The sequence below is a fragment of the Ideonella sp. genome (assembly GCF_036277275.1).
GTDB lineage: Bacteria > Pseudomonadota > Gammaproteobacteria > Burkholderiales > Burkholderiaceae_C > Ideonella.
This window is the reverse complement of sequence record NZ_DASUNH010000080.1, coordinates 1-19,266: the sequence shown is the minus strand read 5'-3', so window position 1 is coordinate 19,266 and position 19,266 is coordinate 1. Positions and strand designations below refer to the sequence as shown.

At 69.1% G+C, this 19,266-nt stretch carries 14 protein-coding genes; 12 read left to right on the top strand and 2 right to left on the bottom strand.

Annotation, left to right across the window (positions count from 1 at the left end; genetic code table 11):
• Window positions 1–101: 101 nt before the first annotated feature.
• Window positions 102–2,945, bottom strand: a complete 2,844-nt coding sequence (gene galA / locus VFY73_RS14195) for a beta-galactosidase GalA (RefSeq protein ID WP_329719796.1) — start codon at window positions 2,943–2,945, stop codon at window positions 102–104.
• The gene (gene yicI, locus VFY73_RS14190; protein WP_329719794.1) at window positions 2,942–5,236 is read right to left on the bottom strand and encodes an alpha-xylosidase; all 2,295 of its coding nucleotides are present in this window, start codon (window positions 5,234–5,236) and stop codon (window positions 2,942–2,944) included. The genes galA and yicI overlap by 4 nt, the downstream gene beginning before the upstream one ends.
• A gap of 186 nt (window positions 5,237–5,422) precedes the next feature.
• Between yicI and VFY73_RS14185 the strand changes: the two genes are divergently transcribed.
• From VFY73_RS14185 to VFY73_RS14130, 12 genes are all read left to right on the top strand, one after another.
• Complete coding sequence (locus VFY73_RS14185; protein WP_329719792.1) at window positions 5,423–6,133, top strand: FadR/GntR family transcriptional regulator; 711 nt, start codon at window positions 5,423–5,425, stop codon at window positions 6,131–6,133.
• Between the two features lie 219 nt (window positions 6,134–6,352).
• Window positions 6,353–7,255 carry a hypothetical protein gene (locus tag VFY73_RS14180; protein ID WP_329719790.1) on the top strand — a complete coding sequence of 301 codons (903 nt, stop codon included), beginning with the start codon at window positions 6,353–6,355 and terminating at the stop codon, window positions 7,253–7,255.
• 66 nt (window positions 7,256–7,321) lie between these two features.
• Window positions 7,322–8,308: a helix-turn-helix transcriptional regulator gene (locus tag VFY73_RS14175; RefSeq protein ID WP_329719788.1), complete on the top strand. Its 987-nt coding sequence runs from the start codon at window positions 7,322–7,324 to the stop codon at window positions 8,306–8,308.
• Between the two features lie 89 nt (window positions 8,309–8,397).
• Complete coding sequence (locus tag VFY73_RS14170; protein ID WP_329719786.1) at window positions 8,398–10,350, top strand: amidohydrolase; 1,953 nt, start codon at window positions 8,398–8,400, stop codon at window positions 10,348–10,350.
• 371 nt (window positions 10,351–10,721) lie between these two features.
• Window positions 10,722–12,302, top strand: a complete 1,581-nt coding sequence (locus VFY73_RS14165) for a sugar ABC transporter ATP-binding protein (protein ID WP_329719784.1) — start codon at window positions 10,722–10,724, stop codon at window positions 12,300–12,302.
• Window positions 12,299–13,282, top strand: a complete 984-nt coding sequence (locus VFY73_RS14160; protein WP_329719782.1) for an ABC transporter permease — start codon at window positions 12,299–12,301, stop codon at window positions 13,280–13,282. The genes VFY73_RS14165 and VFY73_RS14160 overlap by 4 nt, the downstream gene beginning before the upstream one ends.
• A 43-nt stretch (window positions 13,283–13,325) precedes the next feature.
• Complete coding sequence (locus tag VFY73_RS14155; protein WP_329719780.1) at window positions 13,326–14,267, top strand: ABC transporter substrate-binding protein; 942 nt, start codon at window positions 13,326–13,328, stop codon at window positions 14,265–14,267.
• A gap of 11 nt (window positions 14,268–14,278) precedes the next feature.
• A complete protein-coding gene (locus VFY73_RS14150; RefSeq protein WP_329719778.1) occupies window positions 14,279–15,172 on the top strand; it encodes an amidohydrolase family protein in 894 nt (297 codons plus the stop codon).
• Window positions 15,166–16,176 (top strand): zinc-binding alcohol dehydrogenase family protein, encoded by a 1,011-nt coding sequence (locus VFY73_RS14145; protein WP_329719776.1) that lies wholly within the window; start codon window positions 15,166–15,168, stop codon window positions 16,174–16,176. The genes VFY73_RS14150 and VFY73_RS14145 overlap by 7 nt, the downstream gene beginning before the upstream one ends.
• Before the next feature lie 8 nt (window positions 16,177–16,184).
• A complete protein-coding gene (locus tag VFY73_RS14140; RefSeq protein WP_329719774.1) occupies window positions 16,185–17,315 on the top strand; it encodes a mannitol dehydrogenase family protein in 1,131 nt (376 codons plus the stop codon).
• A gap of 15 nt (window positions 17,316–17,330) precedes the next feature.
• Window positions 17,331–17,660, top strand: a complete 330-nt coding sequence (locus VFY73_RS14135; protein ID WP_329719772.1) for an L-rhamnose mutarotase — start codon at window positions 17,331–17,333, stop codon at window positions 17,658–17,660.
• A gap of 4 nt (window positions 17,661–17,664) precedes the next feature.
• A complete protein-coding gene (locus VFY73_RS14130; protein WP_329719770.1) occupies window positions 17,665–19,185 on the top strand; it encodes an altronate dehydratase family protein in 1,521 nt (506 codons plus the stop codon).
• The last annotated feature ends 81 nt before the right edge of the window (window positions 19,186–19,266 follow it).

The following is a 19,266-nucleotide window of genomic DNA, read 5'->3' as shown; positions in this document are numbered from 1 at the left end:
CCACGGGCCGTCGAGCGCCTGGATGCTGCGGGCAGCGTGGGCCGACGCGCACAGCAGCAGCGCGAGCAGCGGCGCAAAGGCCGCTGTGAGCCGGCTCCTGATCACCGCGGACCGGCCTCCGCCAGCACCCGTCCGGTGATGCCCGAGGGCTGTCCCGGCTGTGAGCGCACCAGCACCGTCAGCGTGCGCCAGCCCGAGCCGGCCGGCAGCGGCACCGACAGCGCCGCTGCATCGGGCGAAGTTTTCTCGCCCAGCTTGACGCCATCGGCCCAGACCTCGGCCTGGCCGATGATTTCGCGGAACACCAGCCGGCCCTGGCCGTCGTTGCGGTCCGCCCGCAGCTTCAGGTTGGCGCGGTAGGCGCGCCAGGGCAGCGGTTCGGCGGCCTGGCGCAGCGGCGGATCCCCCCAGCCCCAGCTGTTCATGTCGTTGCCGGCCAGCACCTGGTTGGGATCGGGGCGCTCGGCCTGCGGCGGTGAATGTCGCCAGCCGTTGACCTGGTTCACCGCTTCTGCCACCGGCATCCATACCGAGGGCGCGCTACGCACCGTCAGCACGGCTTCGGCCGGTTGCAGCCCGGGCGCGCTGGCGCGCAAGGTGAGGGCGCCTTGCGCATCGCGGCGGCCCTGCAGGATCACCTGGGCCAGGCCGTTGAACAGCGAACGCTCCGGCGCCTTGGACGATTCGTGCGAATTCGGATCGCCATTGCCGACGCCGATCAAGGCACCGGCACCGCCGACATCGAAGCTGACCTTCAGGTTGGCCGTGGGCACCGGACGGCCTTCGGCGTCGACCGCACTCACGGTCACCGGCACGGCGTCACGGCCGTCGCCGGCCAGTTCGTGCCGGTCGGGCGTGAGCACCAGGCGCGCGGGTTCGCCGCTGGTCAGCACCGCGTCGCGGCCGAGTTCGCGCGTGCCGTACAGCGCCACGGCTTCCAGCCGGCCGGGGGCGTAGGGCACGTCGAACGAGACCATGTCGATGGGATCGACCGGCCGCTCGCCGACCACGTGGCCGTTCAGCAGCAAGCGCACGCGCGGCGCGTTGCTGGCCACCATCACCTTCACCGGCTGACCTTCGCGGCCACGCCAGTTCCAGTGCGGCAGCACCTTCACGACGGTGCGGTCCTTCAGCCAGTGCGCCTGCCGGATGTAGAAGGCCGCTTTCGGAAAACCGGCCAGGTCGATCGCGCCGAAGAAGGTGCTCGCGCTGGGCCATTCGAAAGGTGTCGGTTCGCCGTGGTAGTCGATGCCGCTCCAGACAAAAGCCCCAGCCATGAACGGCCGCTCGGCGATGTGGCGCCAGGCCTCACGGTGGGTCTGGCCCCATGACGAAGGCTCCTCGTCTTCGCTGCTCAGCACCTGCGCCTGGCGGTCGCTCCGCCAGGCCCCGCGCGTCATGTAGGCGGAGGTGTCTTCGCTGCTGGTCAGCGGGCGGCCGGGGTTCTCTCGGTGGAACCGGTCATAGGCCCAGACCTGGTAGTTGATGCCCACCACGTCGACCACCTGCGCGGCATTGCGCTCGCCGAAAAGGCCGTCGTGCATGCCGGCCGTCACCGGCCGAGTAGGGTCCAGCCGCTTGACCACCGCCGCCATGCGCCGGGCCATCTCGCGACCCTGCTCGGTGGCCTGCAGCGGCTCTTCGTTGAACAGCGACCAGAGGATCACGCTGGGGCGATTGCGGTCGCGGCGCACCAGCCACTCGAGCTGCGCCATGTAGTCGGGGCTGGGGTTGAAGTTGCGGTTCTCGTTCATGACGAGCAAACCCAGGCGGTCGGTCAGGTCCATGACCTCGGGTGCGACCGCGTTGTGCGCGAAGCGGATGGCGTTGACGCCCATCTCCTTCAGGCGCCGCAGGCGGAACTCCCAGATCGAGGCTGGCACGGCCACGCCGACGCCCGCGTGGTCCTGGTGGATGCACACGCCTTGCAGTTTCACCGGCTGCCCGTTGAGGAAGAAGCCGCGCTCGGCATCGAAGCGGATGCTGCGCAAGCCGGTGTTCAGCTCGCTGCGGTCGAGCTCGGCCGTCGGCCCCGAGCCGGCAGAGCGCAGCACCGTCTGCACGCGGTACAGCTGAGGTGATTGCAGCGACCACAGCTGCGGCCGCGCGATCGACAGCTCCAGCCGCGCAGTGGCCGAGTCCAGCGCTGCCACCCGCACAGGTTGGCGCCGCTGGGCCACGGGTTGGCCGTCGGGTCCGGTGACGATGACGTCGAGCACTGCTTCGCGAGCTGCTTCGCCGGTGTTGTCGACCTGCACCTCGACCGGCAGCACCCAGCGCCCCTGGCGTTGCACCGGGTTGGCGTGCACCCCGTCGGTGGCGATGTGCAGCGTGTCGCGCTTGACGAGCCAGGTGTGGCGGTAGATGCCGGCGCCTTCGTACCACCAGCCTTCCTGCGCCTCGGCATCCACGCGCACGGCGATGCTGTTGACGTCTTCGCCGTAGCGCAGGAAGGGGGTGATGTCGATGCTGCGGCCGTTGTAGCCCGACCAGTTGCGGTTCACGACGCTGCCGTTGACCCACACGGTGCTGTGGGTGGCGATGCCGTCGAACTGCAGCTCGATGTGGCGGCCCCGGTCGGATGCGGGCAGCTGGACGTACCGCCGGTACCAGCCGATGCCGCGCGCCCGGTAGCCCTGCGACGCGTTCTCGTTGCGGTCCAGCGGGTTCTCGATGGCCCAGTCGTGCGGCAGGTCCAACCGCCGCCAGCCGGAATCGTCGAAGTCAGGTGCGCCGGCGCCGACCGCGCCCCCGGCCTTGGCCTGGTGGTAGCTCGACCCGTGACCCTTGACTGGCGGCGCAGTGACGTCGCCGCGCTGGAACAGCCAGCCCGCGTCCAGCGACAGGCGCTCGCGTCCGGCCGCGTGGCTGGCGCCACTCATCCACAGCAGTGCGGCGGCGGCCAGGACGCCGACCCATCGGCCGGTGGATGAGACCCGGTTCATGCCGGCATGCTCCATTCGAGGTGATCGGCCTCGGCCTGCACCGGGCTGGACTGACCATCCACCTCCAGGCGCCAGGCTTTGAGGGCGCCTGCTTCGACGGTTGCGGTGTAGGTGCTGCCCGAGCGCTGCACCGTGCCGCGTGCGGAGATGCGCCCGTCCAGCCCCGCCACCGCGAAGGGGGCACGCTGGCCATCGGCCAAGCCGAACACCCGCAGCACTACGCCGTCGGCGTAGTCGTAGTCAGGCCGCTGATCCTCGCGGCCCCACGGCAGCACGGTGCCGGGCGCCACATACAGCGGCAGGCTCGAGAAGTCGTGCGTCTCGCGGTGCCAGCGGCCGCCGGCCCGGCGCTCGCCGCTGAGCAGATGCGTCCAGGCGCCGCGGCCGGAGTCGGGCAGATAGAAGTCGACCTCGCCCGACTCGGTGAACACCGGTGCCACCAGCAGCGCGTCACCCAGGTGGTACTGCCTGTCCAGCGTGGCGCAGCCTGGGTCGTGCGGATGCTCCATCACCATCGAGCGCATCACCGGCACGCCGGTGGCACTGGCCTCGATGGCCTGGGCGTAGAGGTAGGGCATCAGCCGGTGTTTCAGCCGCGTGAAGGCCTGCAGCACATCGCAGCTTTCCTCGTCGACCAGCCAGGGCACCCGGTACGAGCTGCTGCCGTGCAGCCGGCTGTGCGACGACAGCAGGCCGAACTGGATCCAGCGCTTGTAGACCGCAGGTGGCGGGTTGCCCTCGAAGCCGCCGATGTCGTGGCTCCAGAACGCGAAGCCGCAGCTGGTGAGCGACAGGCCGCCGCGCAGGCTCTCGGCCATCGACTCGAAGGTCGACCAGCAGTCGCCGCCCCAATGCACCGGGAAGCGCTGGCCCGACGCATAGGTGGAGCGGGCGAACACCACCGCGTCCTCGCCCTGGACTTCGCGCAGCAGATCGAAGACGACCTCGTTGTACTTCAGCGCGTAGAGGTTGTGCATCTCCACCGGGTCGGAGCCGTCGTGGTAGACCACGCCGTCGCTCGGAATGCGCTCGCCGAAGTCGGTCTTGAAGCAGTCCACCCCTTGAGCCAGCAGCCGGCGCAGGTGGCCCTGGTACCACGTGACGGCGGCGGGGTTGGTGAAGTCGACGATGGCCATGCCGGGCTGCCAGAGATCGGTCTGCCAAACTAGGCCGTTAGGCTTCTTGATGAAGTAGCCGTGCCTGGCGCCCTCGGCGAACAGCGGCGAGCGCTGCGCCACGTAGGGGTTGATCCAGAGGCTGATCTTCAGGCCCTTGGCCTTCAGCCGCGCCAGCATGGCCTCGGGTTCAGGGAAGCCACGCGGATTCCATTCGAAATCGCACCACTGGAATTCGCGCATCCAGAAGCAGTCGAAATGGAACACCGACAGCGGCAGCTCGCGGCGCTTCATCTCGTCGATGAAGTGCGTGGCGGTGGCCTCGTCGTACTGGGTGGTGAACGAGGTGGTCAGCCACAGGCCGAAGCTCCAGGCCGGCGGCAGCGGTGCGCGGCCGGTGAGGGCGGTCAGGCGCGTCAGCACGTCCTTTTGCGTGGGGCCGGCAATGACGCAGTAGGCCAGGCTCTCGCCCTCGCGGCTGAACTGCACGCGCGTGGTCTTCTCGGAGGCCACTTCGAAGGAGACCGGGCCAGCCTCGTCGACCAGCACGCCATAGCCGCGGTTGGTGAGGTAGAACGGCACGCTCTTGTAGGCCTGCTCGCAAGCGGTGCCGCCGTCCTTGTTGGTGTTCTCGACCACCTGGCCGTTCTTGACCCACGGGGTGAAGCGCTCGCCCAGGCCGTAGACGTATTCGCCGACCTGCAGCGTCAGTTGCTCATGCAGGTGCGTGGTGCGCCGTTCGCCGGTGGCCTGCTGGATGTAGCCGAGGCTTCGCCAGTCGCTGCGGGTGAGCACGCGGCCGCCCTCGCGGAAGGTGAGGCTCCAGCCTTCGCCCTTCTTCACCTCGACCGACAGCGGGCCGGTGGTGAGCGTCGCATGCGTCTCGGTCTGGCTCGTGAGCCCGGCCGCCGGCACCGAACCGGGCATCGGCACATGCAGGCGCGGCGCCTCGGACGCCGCGAAGTGCTCGACCGCCACGCGCACCACGCCTTCGAGCGGCGAGGTGATCGTCACGGTGAGCGTGGGGCCCTGCAGCGTGTCGCCGCGGTGCTTGATGGGGCGGGTGGTGGCCAGCACCACCAACCGGTCTGGCCGGACATCGATCGCGTATGCCTCGGCAGCGTAGTGCGCGGCAATGCCGGGCTGCAGCAGCCATTGGCCGTCGGTAAATTTCATATCACGAAGATTTAACAATAAATCACGGCCGCAATCGTACCAACGCCTGTCGTATCCCGACGATCGGGAATACGCGCATGCCGCGCCATCAGCCTCGCAACGCCCCCGACCGGTTTGACCACGCGGTGACAGGATATGCTCAGACCCCTACTGGCCTGACCAGTGTGGCGAGCCAAAGGAGGGCCCATGCCGCCGACCATCAAACAGCCCGAGCGCCGTCTTTACCTCCAGGTGGCGGATCAGATCCGCAACGTGATCGACCAGGGGAAGTTCGAGCCCGGTACGCGCCTGCCGCCCGAGCGGGAACTGGCGGTGCAGCTGGGCGTGTCGCGGCCATCGCTGCGCGAAGCCCTGCTGGCCCTGGAGATCGAAGGGCGGGTGGAGATCCGCATGGGCTCGGGCGTCTATGTGTGCACGCCGCCCAGCGGCAACGCCGCCGAGCCGCTCCCGCTGGGTGAAAGCCCGAGCGAACTGATGCACGCCCGCTCGGTTCTCGAGGGGTCGATCATCACGCTGGCCGCAGCCCGCGCCACACGGCAGGGGCTCGACCAGGTCAAGGCCTGCCTCGAAGCGATGCGGCACGAAGTGAGCCGCGGTCAGCCGCCCGTGGAGGCGGATCGCCGCTTTCACATGGCCGTGGCCGAGATGACCGGCAACAGCGTGCTGGTCCGTCTGGTGGGCGAGCTCTTCGATGGCCGCCACGGCTTGATCCTGTCGAAGCTGACCGACCGCGTCGAGAGCGTCCGAACCTGGGAAACCGCCTTGCGCGAGCACGAGGCGATCTACCAGGCGCTGGAGGCGCGCGACCCGCAAGAGGCCGTGGCCGCGATGTTCTGGCACCTGTCTGCCTCGCGCGAGCGATGGATCGGCGACGACGCGGCCTTGCCATCGCCCTGAGCAGCGCTGGTTTCTACTGGTTAAACCAATTTTCGGCGGCGTTATAGTGGTCTGACCAATTCAATCGCAATGCCCTCGAATGTTGCTTGCCGAACGATCAGAACATGAGCCGCTGCATCCGTCCGGCGTCTGCAAGGCGTTTGTCAGGACGACCTCGGGCAGCCTGGGCCGCGTTGGCATTGGCGCAGGGCGGTGAGCAAGGGCCCATGGATCGCCGCGGTGGCCATCGCATTCGCCACCGCCGGCTGGATGTACTTGCGATGGCCCGACAGCGAAGCTGCGGCGGCCGCGCCCCTTCCCGCGCCTGCAGCGCCGCCGATGGCGGCCGACACGCGCGCGGCGCGGGCGCCTGAGCCGCCGCCCTCCGTGGCACCCACGGCATCGGCTGCGTCTGCCCAGCCGGCGCCCACCGGGCCTTTTGCCAACGAATCGTCGGCCGAGTTGCTGCGCAAGGTTCAGCTGGGGTTCGGCAGTGGCAGCGCCCAGGAGGCGCAGGAGGCGGCCAGCGTGCTGCAGTTCTGCGCCCAGGCGGGCAAGGTGGCCGAAAGCCTGCACGCCGCGCGCGACACGCTGTCGATCATGCCGGCGGCCATCCGGAAGTTCGTCAACTCCTTCGGCGGCATCTCGAACGAACAGATCGACCGTGCGCAAAGCGATGGGCGCCGCTGCCAGGTCTTCGACGAGGCCACGCTGGCCCGCCGCGGCGAGCTGTTCCAGAAGGCCTACGAAGGCGGGGCACCAGGTGCGGCGATGTCGTACCTCATCTGGCTCAGCCACGATGGCAAGGCCGAGGCCGATCCAGCGGTGGTCGACAGGCTGCAGGCCGACGTGCGGCAACTGGCCGAGCGCGGGGACCTCGGCACGTTGACGGCGCTCGCGTTTTCGGTCGATCCGCGGCCCTTGGGCATGAACCGCATCGAACGCGAGGCGTGCAAGCAAGCCTGGCTGCGCATCGTCGGCGATGGCAACCCCGGCAGCGCCGAATCGAATGGGGCGCTGATTGCCAAGCTGGAGCGGTTCTCGAACGCGACGCCTTTGACCGCCGAACAACTGCGCGAGGCGCAGGCCCTGGCGGATCAGCTGGTCGACGCCCACCGGCGCCAAAGAGGCAACGGGGGATGAGCGCGGGATGGCCCCAGCGACAACCCGACCGGCCCGCTCCAGGCGCACACCCATAGACTGGGACAGATGCAGATCGGCCGCCAGACCCTCGAAGCGTTCAGCACCGCGCTGTTGGTGCTCGACAGGCTGCCTCGCGATGCGTCACCCTCGCGGCTGATGAGGGAGGGCCTGGCGGGCCTGCGCGCGCTGGTGCCGTTCGATGCGGCCTGGTGGGGCGAGTGCTCGGGTGGCATCGATGGCCTGGCGCCGCGCAACTGGCTGAGTGGCCGCATCAACCTGAGCGCCGACTTCGCGCGGGAGTGGAACCGCATCAGCGCCCTGGACCGTTTTGCCCACGAATCGATGGAGCGCCTCGATGCCGTCGTCTGCCAGACGGGTTTCGAGGATCCGGAGCCGGCGGTCGAAGCCTTTGCCCGCCGCCATGACCTGTATCAGATCCTGGCCATCACCCGTGCACTGCCCCACAGCGGCCTGATGCATTTCATCTCCCTGTACCGGCACCAGGCCTCGGCCTTGTTCGAGCCGGCGCACCGCGTGCTGTTCGAGCAGTTCAGCGCACACCTGATGCATCGCTGGAGTACGCGTGTGGCGGCGCTGTTGAGCGACGCCGGTTTGCGGGCTGGGGATGCCCACGCGCTGGTCGATGCCACGGGCGGGTTCGTCTACATCGACTCACAGCTCGCATTGCTGCTGCGCGAACGCTTTCCCCACTGGGACGGCGAGCAGCCGCCGGCAGACCTGGTCAAAGCGCTGCGTGAAGCCGGCTCGACGCTGAAGCTCGGGGCGCTGCGCCTGGCCACGCACCGCTGCGGCGAGCTGTTGCTGGTCAGCCTCATGCCCCAGCGGCGTGCGGCGTTGTTGCCCCCGCGTGAGATGGGCGTCGCCTTGCTGTACGCGGCGGGCCGCACGCACAAGCAGATCGCCGCCGAGACCGGCTTGAGCCCGACGACGGTGCGCACCTACCTGCGCGAAGCCTACCTTCGGCTCGGTGTGTCGGACAAGGTGGCCCTCGGTCGCGTCTTGAGCGGCCAGCGGCCGGCAGGATCGGGCTGACCCTTTCCTTCCGCATTTGCAGAGGGTTGCGCCGGCTCGCCGTGGATACCTTCCGGCATGCCCCATGTCGGGCGCATTCGGGGGAAGCCATGAGTTTGAGGAAGGCAGGCGTCGCGTTGTTGGCGGCGTTGGGTCTGGTGGTGCTGGCCGTCGGCTGCGGTGGCAGCGACGTCCAACCCGCCGATGTGGTGCTGCGCGGCGGCAAGGTGGTCACGATGGATGGCCGCGGCACCGTCGCGCAGGCCGTCGCGGTGAGGGAAGGGCGCATCGTCTTCGTCGGCTCCGATGCCGAGGCCTCGGCGCGCATCGGCTCCGACACGAAGGTGATCGAGCTCGACGGCCGCACGGTGATGCCGGGCTTCATCGACGCCCACCTGCATTCGCTGGCCGGCGGCCGGGCGCTGCTGCTGTGTGACCTGGCCTATGCGCCGCTCACCCGTGCCCAACTGGCCGGCCGGCTGCAGGCCTGCATCGACGCGACGCCCGAGGCCGGCCCCGACGCCTGGCTCGAAGCCGTCAACTGGGACCGGCAGTCGACCGCTGCGCTCGATGCCGACCCCACCCGGGCCCTGCTCGATGGGCTCGACACCACCCGGCCGATCGCCGTCACCTCGGCCGACTTCCACTCGGTGCTCGCCAACTCCCAAGCGTTCGCGCTGGCGGGCATCGACGCCAGCACGCCGGATCCCGTCGGAGGCAAGTTCCTGCGCGAGGCGAATGGCACCCCGAGCGGCATCTGCGAGGACGCCGCGGGGTTCGAGCTGAAGGCGGCCATCCCGCCCGACAGCGAGGCCGACCAGCTCAAGCAGGGTCGGGCCGCGCTGGCCGCGATCCGCGAGCAAGGCATCACCACCCTCATGGACGCGGCGGCCGGCGAGTCGCACTTCCAGGTGTTCAAGGCGCTGCGCGACGCCGGCGAACTGACTGCGCGCGTGCACCTGGCGGTCAACGTCGATCCGGCGCTGGCGAACAGCGCCCCTGACGAGGCCATCGCCCAGTCCAAGGCGCTCGCAGCGCTGGCCGGATCGGACGCACCTGAACCTGCGCCCGGCATCCAATCGCGCACCGTCAAGGTGTTCCTCGACGGGGTCGTCAACGCGCCGGCGGACACCGGTGCCTTGTTGTCGGCTTACCTGCAGAACGTCGGCACCGACGACGCGCCGCAGTGGGTGGCCGGCAGCAACCTCGGCCAGCTGTACTACTCGCCCGAGTCGCTGCGTTCGTTGACGCTGGCCGCGGTGGATGCGGGCCTGGACATGCAAGTGCATGCGACAGGCGATCGCGCCGTGCGCACCCTGCTCGATGCCGTCGAAGCGGCACGGGCCGCGCGGACCGGTGCCGATTTCCGTGTCGCGATGGCCCATGGCGAGACGGTCGCCGTGGCCGACTACGGGCGCTTCGCGGCGCACGACGTGATGGCGACGATGTCCTTCCAGTGGGCGCAGCGCGCGCCTTACTCCATCGGCGAGACAGAGAACCACCTGGGCGCCGAGCGCTTCGCCCGCATGGAGCCTTCGGGCAGTCTGCAGCAGGCCGGCGCACGCATCGTGCACGGCAGCGACTGGCCGATCGATCCCTTCGACACCTTCCTGGCGCTCAAGGTGGGTGTCACCCGCTCGGGTGATCCGACCAATCCGCACAGCGCCGCGAGCCTCTCGCCGATCTTCGAAGGGCGCATCAATGCGGATCCGGCGCTCTCGCGCGACGCAGTGCTGGCCGCGATCACGGTCAATGCCGCGCATCAGTTGCGGCTGGAGCGCCAGGTCGGGACGATCGAGGCCGGCAAGTTCGCCGACCTGATCATCCTGGACCGCGACTTCCTCACCGTGCCCGACGAGGAATTGGGCCGCAACCGGGTGCTGCTGACGATGGTGGGCGGTGACGTCGTGTTCGCGACGGACACCTTCGCCGGCCACGTGGCGGCCCAACGCGCTGCGCTCAACAGCCGGGCCCAGGTGCTGAGCCCGCGTGGATCGGCGGGCCACGCCATCCCGGCTCACGCGCCGGGCGCGCCACACCAAGGCGACGGCCACAACCACTGAGCTTCGCAACCCGGTAGCCGGGGCAGGCGTTCTCCAGGAAACATGCCCCACCAACCGTTCGCCCTGAGCTTGTCGAAGGATGTGCATCGGTCGGCGTACTACGACCCCAGCTCCGCCCCTTCGACGAGCTCAGGGCCGGTGCTTCGACAGGCTCAGCACGAACGGTTGTAGGCGGGCTCGTCCTCATTGCTGCGACCCGTAGCCGTGGCACCCCTCCATCCGTTGGCCCTGAGCTTGTCGAAGGGCATCCGATCATCCTGAGCTCCGTCGAAGGGCCTGAGCTTGTCAGCGGCGCCGGCGCTGGTTTCTACTGGTTAAACCAATTTTCGGCGATGCTATAGTGGTCTGACCAGTTAAGACCACAGCCCCGGATGTCGCCTGCCGAACGATCAGAGCATGGACCGCTGCTGCGCCTGGCCGGCATCTCCAAGGCTTTTGCAGGCGTGCGGGCACTCGATGCGGTCGACTTCGAGGTCCGAGCAGGCGAAGTCCATGCGCTGTGTGGCGAGAACGGGGCCGGCAAGTCGACGCTGATGAAGATCATGTCCGGCATCTACCAGCCGGATGCCGGAACGATCAGCCTCAACGGGGCCTCGCTCGTCTTCAGCTCGCCGCGTGCGGCCGAAGCGCAGGGCGTGGTCATGATCCACCAGGAGCTGAACCTGGTGGCGCACCTGTCGGTGGCCGAGAACATGTTTCTCGCGCGGGAGCCGAAACGCGGCTGGTTCATCGACCGCGGGCGGATGCGCGCGGATGCGACACGCTGCCTCGCCCGCCTGGGCGTGGCCATCGACCCCGATCTGCCGGTCCACCAGCTGCCGGTGGCGCAGCAGCAGATGGTCGAGATCGCGAAGGCCCTGTCGATGAACGCGAAAGTGCTCATCATGGACGAGCCGACCTCTTCGCTCACCGAGGCCGAGACAGGGCACCTGTTCCGGGTGATAGAGGAACTGCGGCGCGACGGCGTCGGCATCGTCTACATCTCGCACCGGCTGGACGAGATGGCCCGCATCGTCGATCGCGTGACGGTCTTGCGCGATGGCCGCTGGGTGGGCAGCTCCGCCTTTGCCGACACCACGGTGGACCGCATCGTCGCGCAGATGGTGGGCCGCGAACTGGAAGACAAGTTTCCGCCCCGCCGCAGCAGCCCGACGTCGCAGACCTTGCTCGATGTGCGCGGCCTGCAGCGCAACGGCGTGTTCGGGCCGGTCGATTTCGACCTGTGGCGCGGCGAGATCCTCGGCTTCGCCGGCCTCATCGGCGCCGGCCGAACCGAGGTCGCACGCACCCTGTTCGGGGCGGAGGTCAAAGACGCAGGAAGCATCCGCTTCGGCGGCGAGGAACTCCGGATCCGCTCGCCGATCGATGCCATCCGCCACGGCATCGCCTATGTCTCCGAAGACCGCAAGGCGCATGGCCTGGCGGTGAAGATGACGGTGGCCGAGAACATCACGCTGGCCAACCTGCAGGCGGTCTGCGGCAGAGGTGGCTTCATCGACTTCCACGCCGAGACCGAGACCGCGCGCCGCTACATCGACGCGCTCGGCATCCGCACGCCGGGCCCGCAACAACCGGCCCGACTGCTGTCGGGCAGCAACCAGCAGAAGGTCGTGATCAGCAAGTGGCTGTTCCGCCAGGCGCGGCTGATCATCTTCGACGAACCCACGCGAGGCATCGACGTGGGCGCCAAGTACGCCATCTACGAGCTGATGGACCGGCTCGCCGCCGACGGCATCGGCGTGATCCTCATCAGCTCCGAGCTGCCCGAGATCCTGGGGCTGACGGACCGCGTCGCCGTGTTCCACGAGGGGCGGCTGGTGAAGACGCTGGCCACCCGCGGCACCAGCCAGGAAGAAATCATGCATTACGCCTCCGGCCGCGCCGAAAACGACAACGGAAGCGGCAGCACTGCGCCCGCCGCGCAGCGCGATCTCGCACCCATGGCCTCATGAACGATCGTCAAAAAGACCTGCTCCAGAAGTTCGCGGCCCTGGCCGGGCTGTTGCTCCTCGTGCTGGTGTTCTCGCTCACCAGCGAAGCCTTCTTCACCGTCGGCAACGGCATGACCGTGGCGCTGCAGGTGACCTCGATCGCGCTGCTGGGCGTGGGGGCCACCTGCGTCATCATCGCCGGCGGCATCGACCTGTCGGTGGGCTCGGTGCTCGCGCTGGCCGGTGTGCTGGCGGCGCTGGCCACCAAGGCCGGTGTCCCCGTGCCGCTGGCCATGGCGCTCGGCGTGCTGGCCGGCGCGGCGTGCGGCGCGGTCAACGGCCTGCTCGTCACGCGGGCCAAGCTGCCGCCCTTCATCGCCACGCTCGGGATGATGCTCGTGGCACGCGGCGTTGCGCTGCAGATCACGGGGGCCCGCGCCGTCTCCGGCCTGGGCGAGAGCTTCGGCACCTTGGGCAATGGCGCCTTGTTCCGCATCGAGCGCATCGACGAGCAAGGCTTTCCGGACGTGACGTTTCCCGGCATCCCGTACCCGGTCATCCTGATGGTCGTGATCGCGGTCGCCGTGGCCGTGCTGCTGACGCGCACCCGCCTCGGCCGGCACATCCATGCAGTGGGCTCCAACTCGGAGGCCGCGCGCCTGTCGGGTGTGAACGTCAGCTGGGTGGTGTTGTTCACCTATGTGGTTTCCGGTGCGCTGGCCGGCCTGACGGGCTGCGTGCTGATGTCGCGCCTGGTCACCGCGCAGCCCAACGAAGGGGTGATGTACGAGCTCGACGCGATCGCGGCCGCGGTGATCGGCGGCACCTCGCTGATGGGCGGCGTGGGCACGATCTCGGGCTCGGTGATCGGCTCGTTCGTGATCGGCATCCTGCGCAACGGGCTCAACATGAATGGCGTCTCGGCTTTCACGCAGCAGATCATCATCGGCCTGGTCATCCTGCTCACCGTCTGGATCGACCAGTTGCGCAACCGGCGCTGACACCGCATCGCGCCATCCATCCCCACCCTCGAGGAGACACTCCATGAAGAAGATGCTTGTTCGCGCGCTGACGTTGAGCGTGTTGGCACTGGCCGCCGGCGCGGCCTGTGCCGGCGAAATCGCGGTGATCGTCAAGACCACCAACTCGACCTTCTGGCAGAACGTCAACAAGGGCGCCGACAGCGCGATCAAGGAGGCCAAGGGCCACACGCTGACCTTCTCGGGCCCGGCTTCGGAATCGGCCATCGCCGACCAGGTGAGCCTGGTGGAGAACGCGGTCAACCGCAAGGTCGCCGGCATCGTGCTCGCGCCCTCCGACCCTGACGCGCTGGTGCCCGCGATCAAGAAGGCCTGGCAGGCGCGCATCCCGGTGGTGCTGATCGACTCGATGGTGGCGGAAGCGGGCAAGCCGTACTACCAATCGTTCCTCGCCACCGACAACCAGCTGGCCGGTGAGCTGTGCGCCAAGGCCCTGATCGCCAAGGTGGGCACGACCGGCAAGATCGCGATCATGTCCTACGTGGCCGGTGCCGGCTCCGAGGTCGGCCGTGTCGGCGGCTTCAAGAAGTACATCGAGCAGAACTCCAAGCTGCAGATCGTGGGCCCGTTCTATTCGCAGTCGCAGATGGCGACGGCGCTGAACCAGGCCACGGATGTCCTGGCCTCGAACCCCGACCTGAAGGGCATCTTCGGCGCCAACGAACCCACCGCCGTCGGCATGGGCCGCGCGCTGGTGCAGTCGGGCAAGGCCGGCAAGGTGGTGGCGATCGGTTTCGACGGCAACGAAGACCTGCAGAAGTTCGTCAAGGACGGGACGCTCGAGGCCATCGCCGTGCAGGGCTCGTACCAGATGGGCTACCTCGGCGTGAAGACCCTGGCCGAGGTGATCGGCGGCCAGAAGGTCGGCAAGTTCGTCGACACCGGCGTCGTGATGGTCACCAAGGGCAACATCGACAAGCCCGAGGCCAAGAACGTCCTGTACTGAAGAAGTCAGACGTGAATCGCCCCCCGCGCATCGACGCCCACCAGCACTTCTGGCGCCTGGCCGACCGCCAGGGCCAGTGGCCGCCCGCGCAGTTGCACGCGATCTACCGCGACTTCCTGCCGGCCGACCTGGCGCCGCTGCGCGGGGCGGCAGGCGTCGACGGCACCGTGCTCGTGCAGTCACTGCCCAGCGAGGACGACACGCGCTGGATGCTGTCGCTGGCCGACCAGCAGGCGTTCATCCTGGGCGTGGTGGGCTGGGTCGACATGAAGGCGGCGGATGCGCCTGCGCGCATCACGGCACTGGCGTCGCACCCCAGGCTGAAAGGCCTGCGCCCTATGCTGCAGGACCTGGCCGAAGACGAGTGGATCGCCGACCCGGCGGTGGATGAGGCGGCCCGCGCCATGGTGCAGCACGGGCTGGTCTTCGATGCCTTGGTGCTGCCGCGCCACCTGCCGGCGCTGCACAGCTTTGCGCTGCGCCACCCCGGGCTGCGCATCGTGATCGACCATGGTGCCAAGCCGCCCATCGCCTCGGGCGAGATCGAACCCTGGCGCAGCCAGATGGCGCGCCTGGCCGCGCTGCCGCACGTGGCATGCAAGCTGTCAGGCCTGCTGACCGAGGCCGGTCCCCGGCGCAGCGCCGACGCGTTGCGCCCCTATGTGCAGGCGCTGTGGGAACTGTTCGGCCCGGGGCGTCTGCTCTGGGGCAGTGACTGGCCGGTGCTGCGCCTGGCCGGCGACTACGACACCTGGCTCGCGATGGGCCACACCCTTCTCGACGCGATGGACCCGCCTCCAACGGATGCGGACCGCGCGGATCTTTTCGGCGGCAATGCGATGCGCTTGTACGGGCTGGACGTTGCATCACCTTCAACGAACCCAACAACAAATAGCCCATGCTGACTGTCATCTGCGAGTCTCCCGGAAACCTCCAGGCCCTGCAGCGGCCGCGCCCGCAGCGCGCGCCCGGGGAGGTGTTGCTGCGCGTCAAACGCGTGGGCGTCTGCGGCACCGACCTGCACATCTTCACCGGCGACCAGCCGTACCTGGCCTACCCGCGGGTGATGGGGCACGAGCTGTCCGGCACGGTGGAGGAGGCCGACGCCGACAGTGGTTTCGCGCCGGGTGATCCCGTCTATGTGATGCCCTACCTGTCGTGCGGACACTGCATCGTATGTCGCCAGGGCAAGACCAACTGCTGCGTGCGCATCGAGGTGCTCGGCGTCCACCGGGACGGCGCGTTCACCGAGCTCCTCACCGTGCCGCAGCGCTTCGTGGGCAAGGCCGAGCGCATCTCGCTGGACCAGGCCGCGATGATCGAATTCCTCGCGATCGGCGCACACGCCGTGCGCCGCGGCGAGGTGGAGGCAGGGCAGCGGGTGCTGGTGGTGGGAGCCGGGCCGATCGGCCTGGCCGCGATGATCTTCGCCCAGTTGCGCGGCGCCACCGTCACCGCCCTCGATGGCCGGCTGGACCGGCTCGACTTCGCGCTGAAGCACGTGGGCGTGCGGTCCGCGGTGAAGCTGGGCGGGGGCGACGTGGTCGAGCTGGCGCGGCTCACAGACGGCGAGTTTTTCGACGTGGTGTTCGACGCCACCGGCAACGCGCAGGCGATGGAGCGGGGCTTCAGCTTCATCGCACACGGCGGTCGCTATGTGCTGATCTCGATCGTGCAGGGCGAGATCCGTTTCTCCGACCCCGAGTTCCACAAGCGCGAGGCCACGCTGCTCAGCAGCCGCAACGCGACCGACGAGGACTTTGAGACGGTGATGGCGGCCATGCAGGAAGGCAGGGTGCCCGACGCGGCGCTGGCCACGCACCGCCTGGCACTGGCCGACGTACCGGGCGGCTTCCATCGGCTGCTCGATCCGGCCGAGGGCGTGATCAAGGCCATCGTCGAGTGTTGAGCCGGACGATGGCCCCCGGCCACCCCATCCTGCAATTCGGCACCAGCCGCTTCCTGCAGGCCCACGTGGACCTCTTCGTCAGCGAAGCCGCCGAGCGCGGCGAGGCACTGGGCGGCATCACGGTGGTGCAGAGCACCGGCAACCCGACCAGCACGATGCGCATGCAGGCCATGGCCCGCGACGAGGGGTTCCCGGTGCTGGTGCGCGGCCTGGTGAACGGACAGCCGGTGGAGCAGCGCAAGACCTGCCGCTCGGTGCGCGAGGCCTTCCATGCCGCGAACGACTGGCCGGCCATCCGCGAGCGTGTGCGCGGGCCTGTGCGGGTGATCGTGTCCAACACCGGCGACAGCGGCTGGGCGCTGGCGGCCGGTGATACCGCGGCCTGCCTGGCCGCCACCGCTGCGGCGCCGGACTCGTTTCCCGCCAAGCTGCTGGTGCTGCTGCACGATCGCTGGCACGCACAGCCCGACGCCGGCTTGACTCTGTTGCCGTGCGAGCTGGTGTCGCGCAACGGCGAGCGGCTGCGCGAGATCGTCGTGGCGCTGGCGCGCGAATGGCGCTGCGCGCCGGCCTTCATCGACTGGTTGCACGTGCACGTCGTGTGGGCCAACTCGCTGGTGGATCGCATCGTTTCCGAAGCACTGGAGCCTGCAGGTGCCGTGGCCGAGCCCTACGCGCTGTGGGCCATCGAGTCGCAGTCGGGCTTGCTGCTGCCTTGCCGGCACCCGGCGGTCGTGCTCACCGACAGCCTCGCGCGCTTCGAGCGGCTGAAGCTCTTCCTGCTCAACCTTGGCCACACGCTGCTGGCCGACCTGTGGCTCAGGGGCAGCCTGGCGGCCGACATGACGGTGCTGCAGGCGATGCAGGAGCCTGCGCTGCGCCAACCGCTCGAAGAAGCCTGGCAACAGGAAGTGCTGCCGGTGTTCGATGAGCTGGGGCAGGGCAAGGAAGCGCGCAGCTACCTGCGCGACATGCGCGACCGGCTGCTCAACCCGTTCCTCGCGCACCGGCTGGCCGACATCGCGCAGAACCACGAACAGAAGCAGGCGCGGCGGCTGCAGCCGGTGGTGGACCTGGCCCGGCGCCATGTGCCGAGCCTGCCGCAGCCGCGGCTGCAAGCGGCGCTCGCCGCCCGCTGAAACTGAAAGCACGCAATGCAACGCATGGGCATGGTGATCGGCATCGCGCCGGAGCACATCGACGAATACAAGCGCCTGCACGCGGCCGTCTGGCCGGCCGTGCTGGCACGGCTGGCGGCTTCCCACATCCGCAACTACAGCATCTTCCTGCGCGAGCCGGAGAACCTGCTGTTCGGCTACTGGGAGTACCACGGCAGCGACTACGAGGCCGACATGGCCGCGATCGCCGCCGACCCTGAAACCCGCCGCTGGTGGACGTTCTGCAGCCCGTGCCAGCGACCGCTCCCCAGCCGCGCGCCGGGCGAGCACTGGGCCATGATGCCGTGCGTGTTCCATGTCGACTGAGACGATGGCTGCACCTGAGCTGATCGTGCTGCACGCGCGCGACAACGTCGCCGTGGCCCGCGTGCCGCTCGCGCAGGACGCCGACATCCCGCGGCCCGAAGGGCCTCTGCGCGTGCGCGCGGCCATTCCCGCCGGGCACAAGATCGCGCTGCGGCGGATCGCGCCGGGCGAGGTGGTGTTCAAGTACGGGCAGCCGATCGGCGTGGCCGAGGTCCCCATCGAGGCCGGCGAGCATGTGCACGTGCACAACCTCGCCATGGCCCCGGCACTGCCGGCGCAGGCCGTCGAGCGCGGGCAGGACGCGGCGCCGGCGGCGGACGAAGCCGCCAGCTTCGAAGGTTATGTGCGAGACGACGGCCGGGTGGGCACGCGCAACTACATTGGCGTGCTGTCCACGGTCAACTGCTCGGCCACGGTGTGCAAGGCGATCACGCAGTCCTTCAGCGGACCGGCGCTGGCCGAGCTGCCCCGTGTGGATGGGGTGGTCGCGATCACCCACGGCAGCGGCTGCGGCATGAACGAAGGCGAGGGCCTGGTGCTACTGCGCCGCACGCTGGCCGGCTACGCATCCCACTCGAATTTCGCTGGGGTGCTGCTGGTCGGCCTGGGCTGCGAGGTGAACCAGGTCGACCCCCTGATCGACGAGCTGGAGCCGCGCGTGCGCGAGCGCATCCGCCGGCTGACGATCCAGGAGGCCGGTGGCACCCGCGAGGCGATCGAGCGCGGGCAGAACCTGGTGCGCGAGCTCGCTGCGCAGGCCTCATCGGCCCGGCGCAGCACGGTGCCGGCGTCGCAGCTCGTGGTGGGCCTGCAGTGCGGCGGCTCCGACGGTTACTCCGGCATCAGTGCCAACCCGGCGCTGGGCGCGGCGGTCGACCTGCTGGTGCGGCATGGCGGCACCGCGATCCTGTCGGAAACGCCCGAGATCTACGGCGCCGAGCACCTGCTCATTGCACGTGCCGCTTCGCCTGCCGTGGCCGAGCGGCTGCTGGCGCGGCTGCGCTGGTGGGAAGACTACGCGGCCCGCCACGGCGCGCAGCTGAACAACAACCCCTCGCCGGGCAACAAGGAGGGCGGCATCACCACCATCCTCGAGAAGTCGCTGGGCGCGGTGGCCAAGGGCGGCGGCAGCCCGCTGATGGACGTGGTGGAGTACGCGCAGCCCGTGCGAAGCCACGGCCTGGTGTTCATGGACACACCGGGCTACGACCCGGTGTCGGCCACCGGCCAGGTGGCCGGCGGTGCCAACCTGATCTGCTTCACGACCGGGCGCGGCTCCACCTACGGCTGCAAGCCCGTGCCCTCGCTGAAGCTGGCCACCAACACCACCCTGTACCGCCGCATGAGCCTGGACATGGACTTCAACGCCGGCGAGATCGTCGACGGCACGATGGACGTGGCCGAGGCCGGCGAGCGCATCTTCCGGCTGATGCTGGCGGCGGCCTCGGGCCAGCCCACGCTCAGCGAGCAGCATGGCCTGGGCGACAACGAGTTCGTGCCCTGGCAGCTGGGGGCGGTGATGTGATGCAGTCCTTGTCGCTCGATGTGCTGACCCTCGGCGAGGCGATGGTGCTGTTCGCCGCCGAAGACGCAGGGCCGCTCGCGC